General features: G+C 57.6%; 20 protein-coding genes. 8 read left to right on the top strand and 12 right to left on the bottom strand.

Translation table 11 applies throughout. The features are described 5' to 3' along the window. Nucleotides 1-104: 104 nt before the first annotated feature. Nucleotides 105-1,103 (top strand): NAD(P)H-dependent glycerol-3-phosphate dehydrogenase, encoded by a 999-nt coding sequence (locus DX909_RS14820; RefSeq protein WP_128545962.1) that lies wholly within the window; start codon nucleotides 105-107, stop codon nucleotides 1,101-1,103. A 20-nt stretch (nucleotides 1,104-1,123) separates the two neighbouring features. Here the strand turns inward: DX909_RS14820 and DX909_RS14815 are convergent, their stop codons facing one another. Together DX909_RS14815 and greA are read right to left on the bottom strand one after the other, a co-directional pair. Beyond that, complete coding sequence (locus DX909_RS14815; protein ID WP_128545961.1) at nucleotides 1,124-1,513, bottom strand: HIT family protein; 390 nt, start codon at nucleotides 1,511-1,513, stop codon at nucleotides 1,124-1,126. Between the two features lie 110 nt (nucleotides 1,514-1,623). Next, the gene (gene greA, locus DX909_RS14810; RefSeq protein ID WP_128545960.1) at nucleotides 1,624-2,097 is read right to left on the bottom strand and encodes a transcription elongation factor GreA; all 474 of its coding nucleotides are present in this window, start codon (nucleotides 2,095-2,097) and stop codon (nucleotides 1,624-1,626) included. Nucleotides 2,098-2,383: 286 nt separating this feature from the next. Here greA and fmt point away from each other — a divergent pair, with 286 nt between their 5' ends. Next, on the top strand, nucleotides 2,384-3,304 hold the full coding sequence (gene fmt / locus DX909_RS14805) for a methionyl-tRNA formyltransferase (protein WP_229311049.1): 921 nt from the start codon (nucleotides 2,384-2,386) through the stop codon (nucleotides 3,302-3,304). A 1-nt stretch (nucleotide 3,305) separates the two neighbouring features. Beyond that, a complete protein-coding gene (locus DX909_RS14800; RefSeq protein ID WP_128545959.1) occupies nucleotides 3,306-3,824 on the top strand; it encodes a dihydrofolate reductase in 519 nt (172 codons plus the stop codon). 6 nt (nucleotides 3,825-3,830) lie between these two features. Here DX909_RS14800 and DX909_RS14795 read toward each other — a convergent pair whose 3' ends face one another. The 4 genes from DX909_RS14795 to rimP all read right to left on the bottom strand — a co-directional run bounded on the left by DX909_RS14795 (nucleotide 3,831) and on the right by rimP (nucleotide 11,285). Further along, on the bottom strand, nucleotides 3,831-5,897 hold the full coding sequence (locus DX909_RS14795; protein WP_128545958.1) for a BatA domain-containing protein: 2,067 nt from the start codon (nucleotides 5,895-5,897) through the stop codon (nucleotides 3,831-3,833). A gap of 194 nt (nucleotides 5,898-6,091) precedes the next feature. Next, the gene (infB, locus tag DX909_RS14790; RefSeq protein ID WP_128545957.1) at nucleotides 6,092-9,427 is read right to left on the bottom strand and encodes a translation initiation factor IF-2; all 3,336 of its coding nucleotides are present in this window, start codon (nucleotides 9,425-9,427) and stop codon (nucleotides 6,092-6,094) included. A gap of 32 nt (nucleotides 9,428-9,459) precedes the next feature. Continuing rightward, entirely contained in the window at nucleotides 9,460-10,704 is a 1,245-nt protein-coding gene (gene nusA / locus DX909_RS14785; RefSeq protein WP_128545956.1) for a transcription termination factor NusA, read from the bottom strand. A gap of 101 nt (nucleotides 10,705-10,805) precedes the next feature. Continuing rightward, nucleotides 10,806-11,285, bottom strand: a complete 480-nt coding sequence (rimP, locus tag DX909_RS14780) for a ribosome maturation factor RimP (protein ID WP_128545955.1) — start codon at nucleotides 11,283-11,285, stop codon at nucleotides 10,806-10,808. A gap of 238 nt (nucleotides 11,286-11,523) precedes the next feature. On the opposite strand from rimP, the gene DX909_RS14775 reads away from it, so the two are divergent. After that, a complete protein-coding gene (locus DX909_RS14775; RefSeq protein ID WP_128545954.1) occupies nucleotides 11,524-12,693 on the top strand; it encodes an endonuclease/exonuclease/phosphatase family protein in 1,170 nt (389 codons plus the stop codon). A 4-nt stretch (nucleotides 12,694-12,697) separates the two neighbouring features. On the opposite strand, the gene DX909_RS14770 is transcribed toward DX909_RS14775, so the two are convergent. Beyond that, nucleotides 12,698-13,108 carry a molybdenum cofactor biosynthesis protein MoaE gene (locus tag DX909_RS14770; RefSeq protein ID WP_128545953.1) on the bottom strand — a complete coding sequence of 137 codons (411 nt, stop codon included), beginning with the start codon at nucleotides 13,106-13,108 and terminating at the stop codon, nucleotides 12,698-12,700. A 14-nt stretch (nucleotides 13,109-13,122) separates the two neighbouring features. Continuing rightward, a complete protein-coding gene (moaD, locus tag DX909_RS14765) occupies nucleotides 13,123-13,371 on the bottom strand; it encodes a molybdopterin converting factor subunit 1 (protein WP_128545952.1) in 249 nt (82 codons plus the stop codon). A 143-nt stretch (nucleotides 13,372-13,514) separates the two neighbouring features. On the opposite strand from moaD, the gene DX909_RS14760 reads away from it, so the two are divergent. The 3 genes from DX909_RS14760 to DX909_RS14750 are packed head-to-tail and all read left to right on the top strand — an operon-like array spanning nucleotide 13,515 to nucleotide 16,133. Then, nucleotides 13,515-13,724 (top strand): hypothetical protein, encoded by a 210-nt coding sequence (locus DX909_RS14760; RefSeq protein ID WP_128545951.1) that lies wholly within the window; start codon nucleotides 13,515-13,517, stop codon nucleotides 13,722-13,724. 57 nt (nucleotides 13,725-13,781) lie between these two features. After that, complete coding sequence (locus DX909_RS14755) at nucleotides 13,782-14,963, top strand: aldose epimerase family protein (RefSeq protein WP_128545950.1); 1,182 nt, start codon at nucleotides 13,782-13,784, stop codon at nucleotides 14,961-14,963. A gap of 36 nt (nucleotides 14,964-14,999) precedes the next feature. Further along, nucleotides 15,000-16,133, top strand: a complete 1,134-nt coding sequence (locus DX909_RS14750) for an endo-1,4-beta-xylanase (protein ID WP_128545949.1) — start codon at nucleotides 15,000-15,002, stop codon at nucleotides 16,131-16,133. A 57-nt stretch (nucleotides 16,134-16,190) separates the two neighbouring features. Here DX909_RS14750 and DX909_RS14745 read toward each other — a convergent pair whose 3' ends face one another. From DX909_RS14745 to DX909_RS14730, 4 genes are all read right to left on the bottom strand, one after another. Next, nucleotides 16,191-16,520 (bottom strand): hypothetical protein, encoded by a 330-nt coding sequence (locus tag DX909_RS14745; RefSeq protein ID WP_206513005.1) that lies wholly within the window; start codon nucleotides 16,518-16,520, stop codon nucleotides 16,191-16,193. Nucleotides 16,521-16,691: 171 nt separating this feature from the next. Continuing rightward, nucleotides 16,692-17,885, bottom strand: coding sequence for an alpha/beta hydrolase family protein (locus DX909_RS14740; protein WP_128545947.1), 1,194 nt, complete (start codon nucleotides 17,883-17,885; stop codon nucleotides 16,692-16,694). A gap of 99 nt (nucleotides 17,886-17,984) precedes the next feature. Next, nucleotides 17,985-20,453 (bottom strand): alpha/beta fold hydrolase, encoded by a 2,469-nt coding sequence (locus DX909_RS14735; protein ID WP_128545946.1) that lies wholly within the window; start codon nucleotides 20,451-20,453, stop codon nucleotides 17,985-17,987. A gap of 37 nt (nucleotides 20,454-20,490) precedes the next feature. Beyond that, a complete protein-coding gene (locus DX909_RS14730) occupies nucleotides 20,491-21,807 on the bottom strand; it encodes a hypothetical protein (RefSeq protein WP_128545945.1) in 1,317 nt (438 codons plus the stop codon). Nucleotides 21,808-21,891: 84 nt separating this feature from the next. Here DX909_RS14730 and DX909_RS14725 point away from each other — a divergent pair, with 84 nt between their 5' ends. Further along, the gene (locus DX909_RS14725; RefSeq protein ID WP_128545944.1) at nucleotides 21,892-22,179 is read left to right on the top strand and encodes a YciI family protein; all 288 of its coding nucleotides are present in this window, start codon (nucleotides 21,892-21,894) and stop codon (nucleotides 22,177-22,179) included. Nucleotides 22,180-22,217: the final 38 nt, after the last annotated feature.

Below are 22,217 nucleotides of genomic sequence, written 5' to 3'. Positions count from 1 at the left end.
GTGCGGAAACGCCCGTCCTGTTGAAAGGTGCGGGCGTTTTTTTGTATTTTGCGCCCGCCGTAAAAAGGCAGACGCCGTCGGGTGACGGCGTCCGATTTCAGAAGATGAAGCAACCCGTTCGTCTGACCGTCGTAGGAGGGGGCAGCTGGGCCACCGCCCTGGTCAAGATCCTTTCCGAAGGTAATGTTCATATCCGGTGGTGGCTGCGCAGCGGACCCGATGCCGAACACATCCGTAAATTTCACCATAATCCGAGTTACCTCAGCGATGTCCGGATCAGCCCCCGCAAGGTACGCGTCTGCACGAAGGTCCGGGAGGCTCTGAAAGACAGCGAGTTCGTCATTCTGGCCGTTCCGGCGGCTTTTATTGAGGATGCCCTGAAAGGCGTGAAGCCGGAGGACCTCGCCGGCAAAAGTGTGGTGTCGGCCATCAAGGGTATGATTCCGGCCCAAAACCTGCTCGTAACCGACTGGACCGAGCAGACCTACGGCGTTCCGGCCGACCGGATTGCCGTCATCGCCGGCCCCTGCCATGCCGAGGAGGTAGCCCTCGAAAAGCAATCGTATTTGACCATTGCCTCCCAAAACCTCGGCTGTGCCTCGGACGTGGCGCAGTTGCTCAGCTGCCGCTTCGTGGAAGCCTCACCCATCGACGACATCTACGGCGTCGAATACTGCGCCGTCATGAAGAACATCATTGCGCTGGCCTGCGGCATCACACACGGCCTGGGCTACGGCGACAACTTCCAGGCGGTGCTGGTGTCGAATGCCATGCAGGAAATCCGGCGGTTGGTCGATAAGGTGTACCCGGTTCACCGGGACCTGAGTGCGTCCGCTTACCTCGGAGACCTGCTCGTCACGGCCTATTCGCCCTTCAGCCGGAACCGGACGTTCGGCCATCTGATCGGGCGCGGCTACAGCGTCCAGTCGGCGCAGATGGAAATGAACATGATTGCGGAAGGGTATTATGCCGTCAAGAGCATCCACGAGGTGAACCGGCAGTACGGTGTCGAAATGCCGATTACCGAAACCGTGTATACGATCCTGTACGAAAAAACGTCGCCGGTGACGGCGACGAATGCATTGAAGGGAATGCTGAAATAACCGTCGGCGACCCGGGCGGCTTACAGGAAGCCTCGGATGTGTTCGGCGGTTTCGGCCAGTTCCTCGGGACTCATCTTCAGCTTGGTATTGAAGTTCATGTCGGCCATGCTGTTCATCGGAATCAGATGGACGTGCGTGTGCGGCACTTCCAGCCCGATCACGGCCACGCCGATCCGCTTGCAGGGGACGGCCTGCTTCAGGGCCGGGGCAATGCGTTTGGCAAACTGCAACAGACCGGCATACAGCGCGTCGTCCAGATCGAAGATATAGTCGATTTCCTGTTTGGGAATGACGAGCGTGTGGCCTTTAGCAACCGGAAAAACATCCAGAAACGCCAGAAACTGATCCGTTTCCGCAATTTTATGAGCCGGAATCTCGCCGTCGACGATCCGGGAGAAAATGGAAGGCATGAGGGACGTGGGGGAGTTTAAGAGTGGGGAGTCCGGGAATTTAAGAGTGGAGGGGTTTGGGGCTGGAGCGAACTTCTGAACACCCAAACCCCTCCACTCCCCAACTAATCTCATCTCCCGATTTCGAGAATTTCGAATTCCATAACGCCGGCCGGGACTTTGATCTCCGTGGTATCACCGACTTTTTTGCCCAGCAGCCCCTTCCCGATGGGGGAGCCTACCGAAATTTTGCCCTGCTTGAGGTCGGCTTCCTCTTCCGAGACCAGCGTATAAGTCACCATGGCCCCGTTTTTCCGATTCTTGATTTTAACGGTCGACAATACGGATACCTGGGAGGCATCGATCGAAGATTCGTCGAGCAGGCGGGCGTTCGAGATAATCTCTTCCAGCTTCGCGATCTTCATTTCCAGCAGGCCCTGAGCATCTTTGGCAGCGTCGTATTCCGCGTTTTCGCTCAGATCTCCTTTGTCGCGGGCTTCTGCTATCTGGCGGGCAATGTCGGCCCGTCCTTTTGTTTTCAGATCATTCAACTCGGTCTTTAACCGGCTGAGACCTTCTTCGGTGTAATACGAAATCTTACCCATGATACATACTCTGTAAAATCTGTTTCCTATTGGTCGCCTGTTTCTCTACCCGAGACGCTATATCATTCCGCAGAAGGGCCGAAACCCTTCAAAAAAAGAAAAGAACGGTGCGCTGACCGTTCTCCGTACAAAATCTTGTTTCTTTGTAGCGAAGCGTCAGGACCCTTTGAGCGGTATTGTATGGATGGTTTTACTCATCTTGAAACTCGGGTTGACAAAAATAACAATTCCCCCAAATACTCCCAATGTTGCGGGTGTAAATCGAGTGAACGACAACCGCTAATTTATGAACGATTCGCTGCGAATTATTTTTATGGGAACACCCGATTTCGCGGTGGCCAGCCTGAACCGTCTGCTGGCTGCGGGCTGTTCGGTGGTGGCCGTCGTGACGGCGCCCGACCGGCCTTCCGGCCGCGGGCTGCAGCTGACCGGGTCGCCGGTGAAACGCGCAGCCGAGGCCGCCGGGATTCCCGTTCTCCAACCTGAAAAACTCCGCGATCCGGTCTTTCTCGAACAGCTCGAAAGCTACCGGGCCGACCTGCAGGTGGTGGTGGCCTTCCGGATGCTGCCCGAGGTAGTCTGGGCCATGCCGCGCATCGGCACCTTTAACCTCCATGCCTCCCTGCTGCCTCAATACCGGGGGGCTGCGCCGATCAACTGGGTCATCATCAACGGCGAAACCGAAACCGGGGTAACCACCTTCTTCATCGAGAAGGAGATCGACACCGGTCAGATGATCTTCCAGGAAACTGAACCCATCCATCCGCACGATACCGCCGGAACGCTGCACGACCGCCTGATGGAACGCGGGGCCGGTCTGGTCCTGAAAACCGTCCAAGCCATCGAAGCCGGCAACTTTCCGCGTATCCCCCAGCCGGCCGGTGCCGAACTGAAACCGGCGCCCAAGATTCAGCGCGAAACCTGTGAGATCAACTGGTTCCAGCCGGCCGAAGCGGTGCGTAACTTCGTTCGCGGAATGAGCCCGTATCCGACGGCCTGGACGAAAATCAACGGGAAAGTTTATAAAATCTATTCGGTGTCTGCTTCGGATCATTCACCGTTTGCCGCCGAACCGGGAACGGCTTCTGCTGAACGGAAAGCCCTGCTGATCAAGGCCGAAGACGGCTGGCTGTCGGTAGACGAACTTCAGGCGGAAGGAAAACGCCGGATGACGGCCGAAGAATTTTTCAGGGGAAATACGATCTGATATGCGCATCAGCTTAATTGCCGCCGTGGCGGAAAACGGCATCATCGGCCGGGACAACGACCTGGTCTGGCACCTGCCCGACGATTTCAAATATTTTAAACAGACTACTTCCGGCCACCCGGTTCTGATGGGCCGCAAAACCTTCGAGTCACTCGGGAAACCGCTGGCGCACCGGCTGAATGTGGTTATCACCCGAAACCCTGACTATCAGGTCGAGGGCGCCGTCGTGGTGGATTCGCTGGAAAAAGCGCTTGAGGAGGCCCGGAAAACCGGCAATGCCGAAGCCTTCGTGCTGGGCGGGGAGGAGATTTTCCGGCAGGCCCTGCCCCTGGCCGACCGCCTGTACCTGACCGACGTCAAAGCGGCTTTTGACGGAGATACGTACTTTCCCGATTATCAGCGGATCAAGGGCCACACGACCGAATGGCAGGAGCGCAGCCGCCGGCCTCATCCCGCCGACGAGCGCCATGCCGTGCCGTTCGATTTCGTGGTGTGGGAGCGCGGGACGGAGGAGAAATAACCGGGCTCAGCCCCGCATGAACCGGATCACGGCCACCTCGGCCAGCAGGAACACCAGGGCGGCAATGACGAAGTATTTCCAGAGGTTGGTGCCCAGGTTCTGCTGCCGTAATTCTTCGACAAAATCCTCATCCTGAATGCTGTCGAACACCTGCACGTTCTTCTGACCGGCAAAAATCCGGCGGAGTTCGTCGGGCGTGTAGAAATCCATCTGCGACTCCCGGTTGCCGTGGTTGAAGGCCATGAGCTTTTCCGTCCGGTCGTTCAGCGTCAGTTCGTAATAGCCGGCTTCCAGTTGCTGGCCGGCACTGAGCTGGTTGCTCTTGGGTAGCTCCATCAGCAGCTGGTTACCGTTCACGCGCTGGATGGGAATGATCTCCAGTTTCTCCTTCTTCAGTTTGTAAACCGCGTTCGGAGCGGCATTGGCGACCGGAATTTCGACGGTATTGTCGTCGAACGAAAAGGCCGTACGCTGCGGACGAACGCTCAGGGCCGCAATCTTGTACATGATCGGTACGAAGAGCGCGTGCTGGGCCAGGTTGCCGTATTCGGTGGTGAGGGGGCTGGCAAAGACATAGACCTGACCCTGGCCGGTCCGGGACTGGGTCAGATACGGGGTGCCGTTCCGCAGGGTCAGCAGGCGTTCGCCCACGGCCCGCCATTGCCAGACCGGCACCGCGTCGGGGAGGTTAAGAAGCCCCTGCTGGCTCGACTGCTCGAAAATATCCCGGAAGAACGGGTTCTGACGGTTCGGAGCCGACAGCGGCTGAACCGGAGGCAAAGGCTGGCCCTGCATCTGAACCCCACCGACCCCCAGCCCGGCAAAGAACGACGACCAGGTCGTGCCGTCCGGATTCGTGGGCGGAAATACGGCCAGGCTGCCGCCCTGCCGCACAAACCGCTCCAACTCGTTGCGCAGGGCACCGCTGACCTGCGCAACGCCCTCCAGAACTACCAGATCGGCATTTTTCAACTGACCGACATCGACGTTCTGGGCGCTGAAGCTGCGCCGGACGAACAGACTGTCGTTTCCGTAGACGTTCTCCACGTAGTTGGCTCCGCTTTTCTGGTCGTACAGGTGAACGACCCGTATCGACGGCGATGCCTGAATGACGAAATAATAATTGTTATCGAAGGTGATCGGATAATCCTCAAAAGAGATGCGGCCCCGGCGGTATCCTTTCCGGGTGACGTTGAAATTGAGAGTGGCGGTGGCGGTTCCTCTTCCTGGAAGCGTAACGGAAGCCGTCGATACCTGCGCATCGTCGATGGACAGTTTGACCGGCAGCGACCGGACGGATTCCTCCCCGCTGTTGCGGACCCGGACATTCAGCGTATTGTTCTGCAACTCCCGGATAAAAGGAGTGCTCAGCCAGACCGAGTCGACGAAGACGTTGCGGGTGGGTTTGGTTTCGAGCGGAACGAGAAACAGCCGGTTGGTGGTATCGATTTTCAGCCGTGCCAGGTCGCCCGCCGTGCTTTTCTGAAAATCCGAGAACCAGAACAGCTGATTGGTGCCGGTCGGATTATTGGTGGCCAGCAGGTTGAGCTGACGCCGGTAGACATCCTGGAGCGAACGGGGCGTATGGGCAAACCGGACCGTAGTGACCCGGTCGCGTAGCGCATCGGCCGTTCCGACGGCCTGCTCCTGGCTGCTGAAGTCGTTGGTTACCAGTTGCAGTGAGGTGGCGTTACGGAACAGGCCGAGGAGTTGATCGAGCTTCCCGGTGGCGATGTCCAGATACCGCTTCTCGTTCTGCTCGTTCTGCATGCTGTAGGAGTTGTCGAGATAGAGGCTCGTCAGTCCGGACCGCGAGAGGCCGAGTTTGCTTTTGCTGGGGATAAACGGCTGGGCGAAAGCCAGCACCAGGCAGATGATGAACAGCGACCGGCACGCCAGGATCAGGTAGTGCTTCAGGCGCCGGAACGATTTGGTTTCCGTCTGGACGGTTTTCAGCAGCGAAACGTTCGTAAAGAACATCCGGCGCGTCCGGCGAAAGTTAAACAGGTGTATGGCAACAGGAACAGCAACCGCCAGCAGCCCGAACAGGAACGAAGGATACAGGAAACTCATTCAAACAGGGTTCAATCTTGTTACAATAACGATTGGTGAAACGGTTTTCGTTTGCCTGCGGGCAACGAGCGGATGGCCGTATCGAATTTAACAAGAATACGGGACAGAGAGTTGGCAGGAAACCATTTTTTGATTGAAAAATGAAAAAAGCTCCTGCCGGCGGGGCAGGAGCTTTCTGATTTCGACCGGAGGGCTTACAGCGTCCGCTTCACTTCTTTGAATTCGAAGCTTTCGATGGTGTCGCCCATCTGGATATCATTGAAGTTCCGGATGCTCAGACCACATTCGTAACCGGAGCGAACTTCGCTGACGTCGTCCTTGAAGCGTTTCAGAGCGCTGATCTCGCCGGTATGCACCACGATAAAGTCGCGGATGACGCGCACTTTGTTGTTTCGTTTGATGGTACCGTCGGTCACGTAACACCCGGCTACGGTTCCGACCTTGCTGATCTTGAACACATCGCGGACCTCGATGTTGCCCACGATGACCTCTTCGGTCGTCGGCGCCAGCAGGCCTTCCATAGCGTCTCTGACTTCGTTGATGGCGTCGTAGATGATCGAGTACAGGCGGATTTCGATCTGCTCCTGCTCGGCCAGACGGCGGGCTCCCACCGACGGACGAACCTGGAAGCCGACGATGATGGCATCCGAAGCCGAAGCCAGCAGGATATCCGATTCGGAAATCTGCCCGACGGCTTTGTGGATGATGTTCACCTGAACCTCTTCGGTCGACAGTTGCAGCAGGGAGTCCGAAAGGGCTTCTACCGAACCGTCCACGTCACCTTTCACGATCACGTTCAGTTCCTTGAAGGTACCGATTGCCTTCCGGCGGCCGATTTCTTCCAGGGTAATATGTTTCCGCGTCCGCAGGTTCTGCTCACGCAGGAGTTGTTCCCGTTTGTTGGCGATCTCGCGGGCCTCACGTTCCGTTTCCATGACGTTGAACTTGTCACCGGATTGCGGAGCGCCCGGCAGACCGAGGATCTGCACCGGTGTGGAGGGACCGGCTTCCTTCAGCCGCTGGCCGCGGTCGTCGGTCATGGCCCGGATGCGACCGAAATGCGCACCGACCAGCACCACATCGCCCTGACGGAGCGTACCGGCCTGTACGAGCATCGTCGTTACGTACCCCCGGCCCTTGTCAAGCTCGGCTTCGATGACGGTTCCGACGGCGCGTTTGTCCGGGTTGGCTTTCAGTTCGAGCAATTCGGCTTCGAGCAGCACCTTTTCCAGCAGTTCAGGAATACCCATACCGGACTTCGACGAAATTTCCTGGGCCTGGTATTTACCGCCCCATTCTTCGACGAGCATGTTCATCTGGGCCAGTTCCTCGCGGATCTTCTCGGTGTTGGCGCCCGGCTTGTCGACCTTGCTGAAGGCAAACACGATCGGAACGCCGGCTACCTGTGCGTGGTTGATGGCCTCGCGGGTTTGCGGCATGACGCTGTCGTCGGCGGCAATCACGATGATAACCACGTCGGTGACCTTCGCACCCCGGGCACGCATGGCCGTAAAGGCTTCGTGACCCGGCGTATCGAGGAAGGTAATCATCCGGCCGTCGTCGGTTTTCACGCTGTAGGCACCGATGTGCTGCGTAATACCCCCGGCTTCACCGGCCGCGACGCGCGTCCGGCGGATGTAGTCGAGCAGAGAGGTTTTCCCGTGGTCGACGTGACCCATGATCGTGACGATCGGGGCACGCGAGACGAGGTCTTCCTCATCATCCGCTTCTTCTTCCAGGCCGGATTCGATTTCCTCCTCGGCCGATACGAACTGCACCTCATAGCCGAATTCGTCGGCGATGACCGTGATGGCTTCCGCATCGAGCCGCTGGTTGATCGACACGAACATACCAAGGCTCATACAGGTTGCGATGACTTCGTTGACCGAAACATCCATCAGCGACGCAAGGTCGTTGGCCGATACGAATTCGGTGACGCGCAGGATTTTTGCCTCTTCCTGTTCGAGTTCGAGACGCTCACGTTCCCGCTCGGCCCGTTCCTGACGGCGGTCCCGGCGACGGTCTGCACCGCGGTTGGGCTTGTTCCCCACCATCCGGGCCTGCGTGGCCTTGATCGAGTCTTTTACCTCGCGCTGGGTCGGTTCCTCGCGACGGTCGCGGGTGTTACGACCACCGGGTTTGCCTTTGCCGGCTCCGGCGTTATTGGTACCGGCGGGTTTGTTACCCTGCTGGGTCCGGTTGTTCGGATTGGCATTGTTCGTATTGTCACGGTTGCGCGGACCGCCCTGGGTTTGTCCCTGGGTGCCGGCCGCCGGCGCCTGACCCACGGGGTCGCGACGCAGCCGTTTGCGCTTGCGCTTTTTGTCGTTTTCGTCCGTCGAAGCCACCGGGCCGCCCTGGCGTTTGGGCCGGTCGGAGGGCAGTTCGATCGTACCGAGAACCGTCAGACCGCGAAGTTGCTCACCCCGGGCGCGGATGGTTTCGATGGGTTCGTCCAGCGGCTCATCGGCCGGCGGTTCGGGCTGGCGCTGCGGCTGCTGAACCGGGCGTTCGGGGGCCGGCGTACGTTCCGGACGGTTTTGCGGACGGCCGCCGTCCTGCGGGCGGTTGCCCCGGTCGGCGTTAGGCCGGTCGCTGCTGCCGAACCGCTGCTGTCCCGGCTGGTCCGGACGGCGGTCACGTGAACCGTCGTTGCGGTCGCTGCGGTTTTGCTGCTGCCCCCGGTTGTCGTTCGGGCGATTGCCGCCTTCGTTCCGGTTGGGGTGGGGCGGGCGGGCATTCGGGCCGTCGTTCCGGCGCTGGTCGTTCGGTCGCTGGGCGGGTTTCCGTTCCAGATCGATTTTACCTAATACCGTCAGACCCGGCAGACGCGGACCCGATAGCGGATCTTCGGCCGGCTGGGGCTTTTCAGGCTGCCGGGCTTCGACCGGGGGGGCCGGAGGAGCCGGTGGGGTGACCGGGGCCTGAGGGGCCGGCTGCGGGCGTTCCACAGCCTGCGGAGCCGGTTCCGGTTTGGCCGTTTCCACCGTCGGCGGAGCCGGCTGGGGGGCAGGCGGTGTTTCCCGCTTTTCAACAGGAGCCGGTTGCTCCCGGCGTGCTTCGACGGGAGCGGCCGGTTGCGGCTCGGCCGGTTTGGGGGCCGGAGCAGGCGGTTCCGCTTTAACGGTCGGAGCCGGCTGGGGCGCCGGTGCAGGCACCGGAGGAGCCGGCGGAGTTACAAGGGTTTGGGCAGGAGCCGGTTGCGGTGCGGCCGGGCGTTCCACGGGCTGGGGCGGCTGCGGGGCACGGGCGGGCTCTTCGCGGAAAAACCGCGGCATATCGTCATCTTCCCGGCGCCTGGGTTCGGAAACGGGCATTTCCGACGCAGGTCTGGAGACCGACGCAAAGTCAAGTAATTCGAAATTTTTGTACTCCTTCGCCAGAATTTCCAATTGTTCAAAAGGAATTTTGGCGTTTGGATTCATTTCAACCTTAAACCCTTTGACAGAAAGACTATTTACAATAGCGGGAATGCCTCTATTGAGTTTTTTTGCCACTTGGCTCAGGCGCATGGATCTATCTTCTGCCATACAAATGGTTTAGAATGAACAATAGCTTTTAATTATTCAAATTCCTGACGCAGAATGCTCAGGATCTCTTCGATGGTATCTTCCTCCAGATCCGTCATCCGCACCAGTTCTTCCTTCGACCGGGCCAGCACGCTCTTCGCCGTGTCCAGACCCACTTTCCGGAGTTCTTCAATCATCCATTCGTCGATTTCGTCGTTGAACTCGGACAGATCAACGTCCTCATCGTCCTCCTGGCCTTCCACATCGCGGAATACGTCAATCTCCATACCCACCAGCCGACCGGCCAGTTTAATGTTCTGACCCCCTTTTCCGATGGCCAGCGAGACCTGGTCGGGTTTAAGGAACACCGAAACGCGCTTGGCGTCGCGGTCGATCTGCATCGACGTGATCTTGGCGGGGCTTAGTGCCCGGCTGATGAGCAGCTCGAGGTTATCGGTATAATTGATAACGTCGATGTTTTCATTGCCCAGTTCGCGAACGATGCTGTGGATGCGGGAACCTTTCATCCCTACACACGCCCCTACGGGATCGATCCGGTCGTCGTAGGATTCCACGGCTACCTTGGCGCGTTCGCCCGGTTCCCGGACGATCCGGCGGATCGAGATCAGGCCGTCGTAGATTTCCGGAATCTCGTTTTCAAACAGGCGTTCCAGGAACACCGGCGACGTACGCGACAAAACGATTTTCGGCGTTCCGTTGATCATTTCGACGCGGTGGACGACGGCCTTGGTGGTTTCGCCTTTCCGGTAGCGGTCTTTCGGAATCTGCTCACCTTTCGGAAGGCTCAGTTCGTTGCCTTCGTTGTCGAGCAGTATCACTTCGTTTTTAAGCAACTGGTAGACTTCCGCATTGAGCAGGTCGCCCACCTGATTTTTGTACTTATCGTACAGAATTTCCTTTTCGAGATCCTTGATTTTCTGAATCAGCGTCTGCCGCGCGGTTTGAACGACCCGCCGGCCGAAGTCCACCAGCTTCACTTCCTCCGCCACTTCCTCGCCTACTTCGAAGTCGGCCTGAATCTTACGCGCTTCCGCCAGGGGAATCTTGTCGTAATCCCAGATGTCTTCCGAATCATCGTCCACGATTTCCCGGGTCCGCCACATTTCGAGGTCCCCGCTTTCGGCATTGATAATGACGTCAAAGTTTTCGTCGGTGCCGAATTTCTTGCGAATCATCGTCCGGAATACGTCTTCCAGAATTTTGATCATGGTCGGACGGTCGATGTTCTTCGACCGGGCGAACTCGGCAAACGACTCAATGAGTACTCCGGTATCCATAATATTCAAGTAGTTGTCAGTCGTTAGTCAATAGCCGTAAAGAGGCTCAGTAATGACGGATGAACGTACCGGCAGTTCGGTGACGACTATCGATCAACAGACTATTTAAATGACACTTGTATCGTAGTTTTTTTAATTTCCGTAAACGGTATTTCGATCGGCGCGATTGGCGGGTCGTTTTTCCTGGGCTTTTTGGCGGGCGTTTCCAGAATCACGATCCGCTCGGCGCCGACGTCCTCCAGTTTGCCTTTGAGAGTCTGACCGTCGTTCAGAAGGACGGCGACCTCCCGGCCGATGTTTTTCCGATACTGCCGGTGCGCGGTCAGCGGAAGATCGACACCGGGCGACGAAACCTCCAGGGTAAACGCTCCACCGTCGAATACGTCCAGTTCTTCCAGCCGGTGACCCAGCCGTCGACTAACCTCAGCACATTCATCGATGGTGATTCCGGTATCGCTGTCCAGCAAAACGGTTATTTTAGCACGGGTACGGGAAGGGGATACCTGAATATCAACGATAAAAAACTGATCTTCGTTCAGATACGGCTGTAACAGTTCTTCAACTTTCGCCTTAACATCCATAAATTAACAAAAAAGGGAGTTGAAAACTCCCTGCCAGGCACGAATGCTGATAAGTGCTGCAAATATACACTTATTTTAATAGTTTTCAAGGCTATTCCGGGCCTTGTTTCAACATTTTTCCGAATTACCGAATGGTCCAATTTCCAAACAAAGCTTCGTAACTTTGCACCACTACGCCCTTCCTTATTCGTTACTGAATAAAAGCCGGTCGGCCTGACCTGCACCCATCCGTTATTCTATGAAATTTACGCTGAAGCTTGGCGTTCTGGTATCGTCGTTTATTTCGTCACTGATCTGGTCGCTGAACTTACTGCTGTTTCTGTATACGCTGCTGGTCTATTACCTTCTTTACGAAGTGCCCATCGGGCATTGGGTAGCGGGCGTGCTGATGATCTCGCTCCCCATCGTCTGGGGAGTCAACCTGCTGCTGCTGCTGTTCTGGCTCCTGGTCCGGCCCTGGCGCGCGCTGATGCCCCTGATCGCCATGCTGATCGGCATCCCGTTCTGGCGCCGGACGTTCGCACTGAACCAGCCCGGGAGCAACGGCGAAAAAGGAGCCACCCTGAAGGTGATGACCTATAATGCCATGGCTTTCAACAAATACGATATGGTGGAGACGCAGCACCCCGACGATGCCAATCAGATGATCGAATGGGTCGTGAAGGAACCGGCCGACATCAAGTGTTTTCAGGAATTTTACAACGATAACAACTCGGTGGTTTTCAAGACCATCCGGCGGCTGGGGAAAGGCGGTTATCCCTATTACGCCACCCTGAACCCACCCGAACGACCCGGTTACAAGGGGTTCATCGGCGTCGCGCTGTTCTCCCGCTATCCCATCGTTCGGCGGGGTGACGAGGTCTTCGACAATTTCAACGGCCTGGTCTGGGCGGACGTTAAGGTGGGTGTCGATACGATTCGGGTACTCAGCGTCCACCTTCAGTCGATGGGCATCCGGGTCGGCGGGATGCTCGAACAGCGGGAATCGCAGCAGGTGAAAAGTAACACCCGGGGTTTATTGCGGCAGCTGAGGCACGGTTTTACGCTTCGCCGGAACCAGATTCTGCGGATCGAACAGTATTACCGGAACAGCCCCTATCCGGTCATCATCTGCGGGGATTTCAACGATACGCCCTACAGCTACGTGTACGGCAAGATGCGCCGGCTGCTCCGCAACGCCTTCGAGGATGCCGGCCGGGGCTTCGGTTTTAGTTACAATAAGGCTCCCGGGTTTATCCGCATCGACAACCAGTTTTACAACGCCCGCTATCTGGATGCGATCAATTACGTGACCTACCGCGACATCAAGTTCTCCGACCACTACCCCGTCATGGCCGAGTACGTCGTCAAACCCAAGGAAATCAGTAAGGACCGCACGCCCAGAACTCACATCGAAATCGACTTATGAGGCTTCAGGGATGGGCATCGACCCAGACCTGACCGTCGTCGAAATATTCCTTTTTCCAGATCGGGACGGTTTGCTTGAGCGTGTCGATAATGTACCGGCTGGCGTCGTAGGCGTCGGCACGATGGGGAGTGGCTACGGCCACCAGTACCGCAATCTCGCCGGTCAGGAGGGTTCCTTTCCGGTGAACGACCACATACCGCAGGATATTCCACCGGCGGCAGGCTTCATCGGCGATCTCCTGCATCTTTTTCAGCGCCATTCGGTCGTAGGCCTCGTATTCGAGCTGCTCGACGTTACGGCTGTTGGTACTGTTCCGGACCGTTCCGAAAAAAAAGGTGATCGCGCCGGCTTCATCCGTGGAGACGTACTTGAAAGCCGAGTTCATGTCGATCGGGTCAGTGGTAATCGAAACCATAATTTCAGGCTGAATCACCCTCCGCTAACGGGCGGAATCAGGGCAATTTCGTCATTGGGTTGAATTGGATCTTCCGGTTCCGCATACTCGCCGTTGACGGCAACCAGCAGGGAACGAAGGCCGCTCAGGGCCGGATACTGCGCTTTCAGGCTGTTCAGCAGTTCGCCAACCCGGCCGGGCTGAGGCAGGTCGAGCGTCAGGGTCGATGCGCCGATGATCTCACGGGTGATCCCAAAAAACTGGACAGAAACTCGGTGGCTCATGCGTAAAGATAAGAATTGGAACGCTGAATTAGTAACTTGTCAAACGGCATTCGGGTTCCCACGGGCCGTGTAACGGAATAACGGTCGAAAAATTAATTCATTTTAGGGGGATAAATTTTTAGGATTTCTTCATTTAGTAACCAATGAGCGAGCAGCAGTTTACGGAATTTTTCCACGACATTCTGATTACCGTCCACGAAAACATTCGGGATTTACATGAAAAACAGGGCTTTGCCGACCCTGAGGAGCAGGATTACATCGCCGGTCGCCTGTTCAGTTATCAGGAAGTCCTGGAGATTTTCAGGATGTCGGCCCGGGATACCGGCATCCGGCCCGACGAATTGGGTTTGTAGTTTTCCCGAAATAAGTTTGATATTTGAAGCCTTCGGTTTCAACACCCTGAACCCCTTATGAAAAAACTCATCCTCCCCGCCGTCCTGCTGGCATTGCTGGTCGGCTGCAATAACGCTCAAAACCAACAGGATTCTTCAACTATGTCGGATAGTACAGCCTCGGTAGCCGCCGACTCGGCCGCTTCCCTGCCCGATCGCGCGCGTTTCCAGAAAGAGGTCGACGGTAAAAAGACGGACCTTTACGTACTGACGAATGCCGCCGGCATGAAAGTCGCCCTCACCAACTACGGCGGCCGCATCGTCAGCATCCTGGTGCCGGATAAGAACGGCGCCATGGTCGACGTGAACCTGGGCCACGGCAGCATCGACGATTACCTGAACCGCGAGTCGTTCTTCGGGACGCTGGTGGGCCGCTACGGCAACCGGATCGCCAAAGGCAAATTTACCCTCGACGGAAAAACCTATTCCCTGGCCACCAACAACGGCCCCAACTCGCTGCACGGGGGGAAAAAAGGTTTCAACGCCAAAGTCTGGGACGCCACGCCCGTCGGGAACAACGGCCTGAAGCTGCGGTATGTATCTCAGGACGGCGAGGAAGGCTACCCCGGCACCCTGACCGTCGACGTTACCTACACGCTGACCGACGACAACGGCATTAAAATCGATTATCAGGCGACCACCGACAAGAATACCGTCGTCAACCTGACTAACCACGCCTACTTCAACCTCAACGGCGAAGGCTCCGGCACGGTCGGAGATCATGTCCTGCAAATCAACGCCGACCGTTATACCCCGGTCGACGCGACTCTGATCCCGACCGGTGAACTGGCCCCGGTAGAAGGCACGCCCTTCGATTTCCGGAAGCCGACACCCATCGGCCAGCGCGTCGACGCCGACCACCCTCAGATTAAAAACGGGGGCGGTTATGACCACAACTTCGTTCTGAACGGCGGACAGACCGACCAGCCCCGTTTGATCGCCACGGCTTCCAGCCCCAAAACCGGCATCACCATGCAGGTGCTGACCACCGAACCCGGAGTGCAGTTTTACGGCGGGAACTTCCTGAACGGCCAGGTGACCGGCAAAAGCGGACGCCCCTACGAAAAACGCACCGCGTTCTGTCTGGAAACGCAGCATTTCCCCGACTCGCCGAACCAGTCCAGCTTCCCGAGTGTCGTCCTGAAACCGGGTCAGACGTACAAAACCACCACGGAATACCGCTTTTCGGTAGCTAAGTAAGGCCGGGGGTGGTTCAGCCTCAACAACAACCACAACATGAAAACCCTTTCTCAACGAATCAGTCTGCTCCTGCTCCTGAGCGTCATTGGGGTGCAGAGTTTTGCGCAGCAGTGGAGTACGAAGAAGGCCAACGACTGGTATCATCAGCAGCCCTGGCTGGTAGGCAGCAACTTTCTTCCGTCCAGTGCCATCAACCAGTTGGAAATGTGGCAGGCCGCCAGTTTCGACCCGGCCCTCATCGACAAGGAACTCGGCTACGCCGAAGGGCTGGGTATGAACACGATGCGGGTGTTCCTGCACGACCTGGTCTGGAAGCAGGATGCGGCCGGTTTCAAGAAGCGGCTCGATCAGTTTCTCGGTATCTGTGAAAAGCACGGCATCCGGCCGATGCTGGTTCTGTTCGACTCGTGCTGGGACCCCCAGCCGAAACTGGGCCGGCAGCGGGCGCCGATACCGGGGCGCCATAACAGCGGCTGGGTGCAGAGCCCCGGCGCTGCGGTCCTGTCCGACAAAACCAAGTGGGGCGAGCTGCGCAATTACGTGAAGGACGTGGTCGGGTCGTTCCGGAACGACAAGCGAATTCTGGCCTGGGACATCGTCAACGAGCCGGACAACGACAACGCCAACAGTTACGGAAAAAACCATACCATCAAAACCGAACTGCCGAACAAAGCGGAACTGGGCGTCGAGCTGGTAAAGCAGGCCTTCGGGTGGGCGCGGGAGGCCAAACCCAGCCAGCCCATCACGTCGGCCCCCTGGTACGGCGACTGGTCGTCGGAGGAAAAGATGAACGAGATGAACCGTTTCCTGTTCACCCAATCCGACATCATCACGTTCCACAATTACGGTCCGCCGGCCGATTTCCAGACGCGGGTGACGCAGCTGAAGAAGTACAACCGCCCCATGATCTGCACGGAGTATATGGCCCGGCCCGCCGGAAGCACCTTCCAGGGTTCGCTGCCCATCGCCAAAGCCGAAAAGGTAGGAATGATGAACTGGGGGTTCGTGTCCGGAAAATCAAACACGATCTACCCCTGGGATTCCTGGCAGAAGAAGTATACGGCGGAGCCGCCCGTGTGGTTCCACGACATCTTCCGGGCCAACGGCCGGCCCTATCGCCCGGCGGAAACCATCTTCATTAAGCAGATGACCGGCAAAACCTCCAGTTAAGCCATAAAAAAGGCCGGTATTCTGCGCAGAATACCGGCCGTATTGTTTTCGGGAAAATCAGTTTTCCTGCATTTTCTTGCCTGCCTTTTCCATTTTAGCACCCGTTTTGCGTTTGGCCTCGCGGGCTTCCTGCTTGGCTTCCTTCGCGGTTTCGCGGGTTTCGTCGGCTACCTTGTCGGCGGCCTTGTCGACTTTATCCCCGGCCTTCCGTGCCTTCGTTTTTACTTCCTGAGTCGTTTCACGGGTTTCATCGGCTACCTTATCGCCTGCTTTTCTGGCGGTTTGCTTGGCATGATGAGCCGTTTCCTTGGCTTCCTCTTTCACAGTCTGGGCCGATGCAGAAAATCCAAATACTGCAAGTACGGCGACAATCCACAATTTTTTCATGACGTTGCTGATAAGAATGGTTCTTTCAGGAATAAAACCACCAATACACGTTAAGGTTTTAAATCTCTGCAGGTTTATTCGGTCGGACGTCCGACGGGGCCGGTCCGGAAAAAGCAAACCCGGTTGGAAGGATTGTCCTTCCAACCGGGTTTGCTCCCGAACGCGGATGCGTTACTGAACGGAGGAAAACATTTCGAAGGTACCGAGCAGATAGTCGCTGACGGCGGTAGCGTGGTTGCGGCCCTTGAGCATAAACACCTCCACGTTGGTGACGCCCCGCTTCTTCATGGCTTCGACGGTATTCGTCGTGTTGAAGGGGAAAACCAGATTGTCGGCGTCGCCGTGGTACAGGCGCATCCGGGCTTTGGGCGCCCAGTCGTGGATGTCGTTGTCTTTGACCGCATCCAGGAAGCCTTTGTCCGTGCCGTCGTTGACGGCTTTCCTGAACGAATCCGTAAAGATGTCGCTGATGCTGACGTTGATGTCGACGTTACGGCCTTTCTCCTGCACCTGGGTGGCATAAGGCTCCTTCAGGTAGTAGCTCATCGGCCGGTTCAGCTTATACAGGTCGTTATAGGTGAGCATGGTCCACAGATACAGGCGGTTATAGCTGCTGATGCCGTGGGTCTTCTCGTTGATGATGTATTTCATGAAGGCCGGCTTGTCGTAGGCCCCCGAACCGATGCTCGACCCCCGCAGATTGAACTCGGCCGGAAATTCCTCCTCGATCTTTTTGTGCAGGGCCATCGTCGCGAAACCGCCTTCCGAGTAACCGGTCAGAAACAGCCGATCGTCGGTTTTGACGCCGGTTTCTTTCATAAATTCTTTGGCGGCCCGGATCATGTCCAGCGAAGCCGTCGCCAGACCTTCGCGGTGTTCGTAGGTATGCGGCAGATTTTTGGATTCGCCGTAACCGATGTAGTCGGGGCAGATCAGGATGAAGCCGAGTGAGGCAAACAGGGTGCCGGCATAAGCCGCATCGCTGTTAGGACCGAAGTTCGAGGGGGCGTCGGCATCGCTGGAGATGGTGCCGTGCTGCTGGCTCACCATCGGGAGCGCCGTCGGAGCATCCGGCACCAGGAGGACGCCGGATGCCTTGATGGCCGTGCCGTCCGGGTGTTTCGTATTGTAAACGATTTTATGAACCTTGATTCCGTACCGAACCAGAAACGACAGGGCCGGGTTGATCTGCTGGACCTGTTGAGCCATCTGGTCCCGTGTGAAGGTCCTGATCGTCGTATGACTGACGAGGTAAGGGTCCTGCTGCTGAGGATCGGGGTCTTGCCCGGCTTTCTGACAACCGGACAAAAAAGCCGTCGTCGACATGATCAGCGACAACAGAAACTCCTTGCGAGTAAACTTCATGAATTCGTTGGAAATTAGATTTCTGGAAGAAAACCGGCCCTGTCGGAACAGACGCGGCTATTTTTCTAACAACGTTGAAGCCGGCTAAGTTCGTGTTCGTTAAAGCCTTTCTTCAAACAATTTTAAAATTCGTTTATACTCATCCATCCAGCTCGTAGGCTCGACAAATCCATGATCCTCCAGCGGGTAGGAAGCCAGCTCCCAGTTCTCCTTTTTCAACTCGATCAGCCGCTGCGTGAGCCGCACCACATCCTGGTAATGCACGTTCACGTCGACCATACCGTGGCAGATGAGGAGGTGCCCCTTCAGGCCGTCGGCGAAGTAAATCGGTGAACTCCGGCGGTAGGCCAGACTGTCGGTGAAAGGCTCGTTCAGGATGCTGCTCGTGTAGCCGTGGTTGTAGGCGGCCCAGTCCGTGACGGGGCGCAGGGCGGCACCGGCGGCAAATACCGGGTCGCCCGAAGGCAGCTTCTGCGTGAACATCGCCATCAGCGTAATAAAGCCGCCGTAGGAGCCGCCGTAAATCCCGATGCGTTTCTCGTCCACACCCTGCGTCTGCACCAGCCAGCGGGCCGCGTCGACGTTATCGGTCAGGTCCTTGCCGCCCATGTGCCGGTAGATGCCCGTCCGCCAGTCGCGGCCGTAGCCGGAGCTGGCCCGGTAGTCGATGTCCAGCACGGTATAGCCCTTGTCGGCCAGCAGGTTATGGAACATATATTCCCGGAAATACTGGCTCCACCATTTGTGGGCGTTCTGAAGATAACCAGCCCCGTGGACAAACACGACGGCTTTGCCGTTCGGCCGGGCGGGTTTGTACAGCCGCCCGTAGATGGTCTGTCCGTCGCGGGCCGGGATGGTCACCACGGCGGGGTCGCGCCAGGGGTAGGCCAGAAATTCCGGCGTCAGGGAACTCGTCAGCCGGGTCGGTTCGCCGGCAGCCGGCGTTCCCTTTCTATCCGTGCGAAGCTCCGAAATGTATAACTCCCAGGGCTTGTTGCTGTACGAATACCGGATTGCCAGACGGGTTTCGTCGGGCGACAGGGTCACGTCGTTGGCGCCGGTCAGGGTCGTCAGCTTCAGCCGTTCCCCACCGGTCACCGGCATCCGGTAAAAATGCTGTTCGCCGGGATGCACCTCGTTGGTGGTCAGGTAGAAGTACTTTTTGTCCCTCGACAACTGAATCTGCTGAATCTCGAATTTTCCTTTCGTCAGTTGCTTTTTGGCGCCGGTGGCGACGTCGACGGTATAGACGTGCGAGTAGCCGTCGGCTTCCGACTGGTAGTAGAACGTCCGGTTATCGGGCAGAAAACCGACCGAGCCGGTCGAGAAGCCGAAGCCCATGCCGGGGCCGGCGATCCAGGCTTCGTCCCGCTGGCGGTCCAGCAGTTTCAGCCCGCGGGTGGCGGGGTCGAGCAGCATGAGCCAGCGGTCCTTGTTGTCGGCCGAGCGAATCACGACCACCGCATATTTGCTGTCTTCCGACCAGACCGGGCCGTTGATGAACACCCGGCGCAGGGTCGAGTCGGTGGTTTTCTTCACCGTATCGGTTGGCGCTTCGGGGGCGGACGGTCCTCCCTTGGCGCTGCGGCCGGTAGAAGTGGTCGGGCGGTGGCCGGCGGTCCGGGCATAATCCGGCAGATCCCGGATGCCCGGTATGTCTTTGGTCGGCACCGGCTGGATCGTATCCCGCTGAATATCATAGACAAAAAACTCGTAAGTGGCCGCCGGAGCGCCGACTTTCGTACGGGCCGGCAGATCTTCCGTAAAACCGGACTCGGTGACGTAGCTCGGCACGCCGGCGGTTTTGGCACCCTGGGCGGCTTTGACAAGCGTAAAAGTCACGAACCGGCCGTCGGGGCTGAGGTGCGGGTTCATCACCGTGCGCCCGTCGGTGAAGAACTGCTTCGGGCGTTTGGGCTGTTCGGCTTTGGTGATCTTCTCGGCTTCGTCCTTTTTCTCCTTCCGTTCCTTCAGCACGTCGAACAGGCTCAGCTGCTCGCGTTTGAGCCAGGCTTCCTGCTCGCTGGGCTTGGGGGTGGCTTTTTTCGGGCCGGTGTCGAGGTAGGTGACCTGCGTTAGTTCGCCGGTGGCGAGCGAGAGGGTGAAGAGGTTATTGGACCGGGTAAAAACCACCTGCCGCTCGTCTCCGCTGAAAGCCGGGGCCGTTTCCCGCTCCACGGTATTGGTCAGCCGGCGGGGCGCTGCGCCTTTCGCCGGGCGGGTGTCGAGCAGAAACAGGTCGCCGTCTTTTTCGTACAGTTTCAGGGTACGGGCGCGGTTATAGGCTCCGCCGGTGGCCGGGGGGAGGAGCCGGCGTTCCGGAAAGGTCACCTTCAACGGTTTACGGTCGGCAGACAGGTCGATTTTATACAGCGAATCGCCTTTCGCTTTTTCGGGATTCCATTTGAAGTAGATCGTCCGGGAGTCTTCCGACCAGAAAATATCCGAGGGCGAGGTGCCGATCCATCCCTTCGGATCCTGCATGATCTTTTCAACGGTGAGCGAGGGCGTCTGGGCCGACCCGGTCAGGGCCAGCAGGCAGCCCAGGCCCGTAAAAAACTGTTTCATTGATGAATGGGTATTCGGTCGATAACAAACCCTGAAATTAGCGAGAAAAACCGAGAATCCGGGATTCGGTTACGACAACGTCCGTGGGTTCCTTTTCCAGTTGCCGCAGCCGGCGATACGCCAGCCAGACGTAGGCCCCGACGCAGCCGACCGTGGCGACTTCCAGCAGGTATTCCACCAGCCGGAGTCCGGTGTCGATCTGCCCGAAGGAGTTGAAAAACGGCTGGTCGAGGTAGACGAACACGAACGGCTGGATCACCACCAGCAGGTTGACGGCCAGCAGCAGCCCGATCCGGCGGCCGTCGTTCAGCGGGGTGAGTTCGAAGATGACGGCGATGAGGTAGATAAAGACGTAATACGCCATCGCGCTCGGCTGAAGCAGCATGAACAGGCCGAACGCGACGATCCAGACGGACGGAAAAGCCGCAGCATACGGAAGGTTTCGAAACCGGTAGCCGGTGGCGCTCAGCAGGCCGATGGTTGCCAGGGCGGCCACCCAGTTCATGGTTTTGAGCGGAATTTCGTTGAAGAAGACGCCGATCAGCGGGCGCAGGACGGTGGAAAGGTTGGGAGAGAAAGGCAACTCTCCGTGCTGCACCGGCATCAGAAACAGCCAGCCCATCAGCGCGTACAGGATGACCAGCGCCGGAATGCCGGGCAGGGCCAGCCCGGCAATCCAGCGAATTTTATCTTTCAGCAGAAAAAAGACCGGAAAGGCGATCATCACGAAGGTCAGTTTCAGCGTCAATAGGGCCACGGCCATGATCAGACCGATGGAAAGACCGGCGCCCTTGCCCGACTGACCCCGCCGGCGGGCGACCCCCATCGTCAGCAGCCCGAACAGCCACAGGGCGATGTCTTCCTGCCCGCCGAGCAGACAGATCACCAGCGGAGCCGGCAGAATCAGATACAGGATTGCCAGCAGGATAGCCTCGGGGTTGTGTGTCCGGTAATACCGGTAGGTAAGCCAGACCGTCGTTCCCTCCACCAGCAGCATCAGCAGCACGATGGCTTTCGGGCTGTGCCAGAGCCACAGCGGCACGGCAATCAGGTACGAAAACAGTGGAGCGTGAAAGGACCAGAAGTCCCGGTAAACCATCTGACCCTCCAGGGCTTTGGTGGCTTTTTCGTAAAAGAACGGGACGTCGTTGCGGGGCAGTTCATCGAGAACCAGGTAGATCAGGATGAACGGAATCAGTCTGAAAACGGTGAAGGTAAGTCCCAGAACCGAGTCCTCCCGGGCCTGCACATACGCCAGAACCGCCGACCGAAACCGGACGAACAACAACACGAGAAGGGTCAGAAGCAGGGAAACGGCAACTTTCGCGGCAAAAACCAGAACAACGGGCGTCATGAAAACCGGGGTCAGACTAAATTTTCCGTCTGCAAGTTACAAAATCCGGGAAAGCCACCATTTTTGTATTATTGGTAAAAATTTATGCTGTACGTCATTCACGCTTACGACTACACCGACGAGCAGGCGCTCGACCGCCGGATGGCGGTTCGCCCCCGGCACTTCGATGGTGCCCGCTCCCTGAAAGCCCAGGGCCATTTCATTCTCGGAGGGGCTCTGCTCGACCCCGCCGGTAAAATGATCGGATCGATGATGCTCCTGGACTTCGAAAACGAAGCCCAGCTCGACGACTGGCTTCAGAATGAGGTCTACGTAACGGGAAAGGTCTGGGAACGCATCGACATCAAACCGTTCCGCCAGGCCGACATCTGAATGCTTTGACCGAAACTCCGGTCCGCCGGGTAACATTG

The organism is Larkinella soli (assembly GCF_003703975.1).
GTDB classification, from domain to species: Bacteria; Bacteroidota; Bacteroidia; order Cytophagales; family Spirosomataceae; genus Larkinella; species Larkinella soli.
The sequence above is the reverse complement of the archived record's forward strand: the minus strand, read 5'-3'. Positions and strand labels throughout refer to the sequence as shown.

Coding starts and splice junctions, on each gene's coding strand:
- DX909_RS14820 (WP_128545962.1), top strand. CDS start 105: ATGAAGCAACCCGTTCGTCTGACCGTCGTAGGAGGGGGCAGCTGGGCC.
- DX909_RS14815 (WP_128545961.1), bottom strand. CDS start 1,513: ATGCCTTCCATTTTCTCCCGGATCGTCGACGGCGAGATTCCGGCTCAT.
- greA (WP_128545960.1), bottom strand. CDS start 2,097: ATGGGTAAGATTTCGTATTACACCGAAGAAGGTCTCAGCCGGTTAAAG.
- fmt (WP_229311049.1), top strand. CDS start 2,384: ATGAACGATTCGCTGCGAATTATTTTTATGGGAACACCCGATTTCGCG.
- DX909_RS14800 (WP_128545959.1), top strand. CDS start 3,306: ATGCGCATCAGCTTAATTGCCGCCGTGGCGGAAAACGGCATCATCGGC.
- DX909_RS14795 (WP_128545958.1), bottom strand. CDS start 5,897: ATGAGTTTCCTGTATCCTTCGTTCCTGTTCGGGCTGCTGGCGGTTGCT.
- infB (WP_128545957.1), bottom strand. CDS start 9,427: ATGGCAGAAGATAGATCCATGCGCCTGAGCCAAGTGGCAAAAAAACTC.
- nusA (WP_128545956.1), bottom strand. CDS start 10,704: ATGGATACCGGAGTACTCATTGAGTCGTTTGCCGAGTTCGCCCGGTCG.
- rimP (WP_128545955.1), bottom strand. CDS start 11,285: ATGGATGTTAAGGCGAAAGTTGAAGAACTGTTACAGCCGTATCTGAAC.
- DX909_RS14775 (WP_128545954.1), top strand. CDS start 11,524: ATGAAATTTACGCTGAAGCTTGGCGTTCTGGTATCGTCGTTTATTTCG.
- DX909_RS14770 (WP_128545953.1), bottom strand. CDS start 13,108: ATGGTTTCGATTACCACTGACCCGATCGACATGAACTCGGCTTTCAAG.
- moaD (WP_128545952.1), bottom strand. CDS start 13,371: ATGAGCCACCGAGTTTCTGTCCAGTTTTTTGGGATCACCCGTGAGATC.
- DX909_RS14760 (WP_128545951.1), top strand. CDS start 13,515: ATGAGCGAGCAGCAGTTTACGGAATTTTTCCACGACATTCTGATTACC.
- DX909_RS14755 (WP_128545950.1), top strand. CDS start 13,782: ATGAAAAAACTCATCCTCCCCGCCGTCCTGCTGGCATTGCTGGTCGGC.
- DX909_RS14750 (WP_128545949.1), top strand. CDS start 15,000: ATGAAAACCCTTTCTCAACGAATCAGTCTGCTCCTGCTCCTGAGCGTC.
- DX909_RS14745 (WP_206513005.1), bottom strand. CDS start 16,520: ATGAAAAAATTGTGGATTGTCGCCGTACTTGCAGTATTTGGATTTTCT.
- DX909_RS14740 (WP_128545947.1), bottom strand. CDS start 17,885: ATGAAGTTTACTCGCAAGGAGTTTCTGTTGTCGCTGATCATGTCGACG.
- DX909_RS14735 (WP_128545946.1), bottom strand. CDS start 20,453: ATGAAACAGTTTTTTACGGGCCTGGGCTGCCTGCTGGCCCTGACCGGG.
- DX909_RS14730 (WP_128545945.1), bottom strand. CDS start 21,807: ATGACGCCCGTTGTTCTGGTTTTTGCCGCGAAAGTTGCCGTTTCCCTG.
- DX909_RS14725 (WP_128545944.1), top strand. CDS start 21,892: ATGCTGTACGTCATTCACGCTTACGACTACACCGACGAGCAGGCGCTC.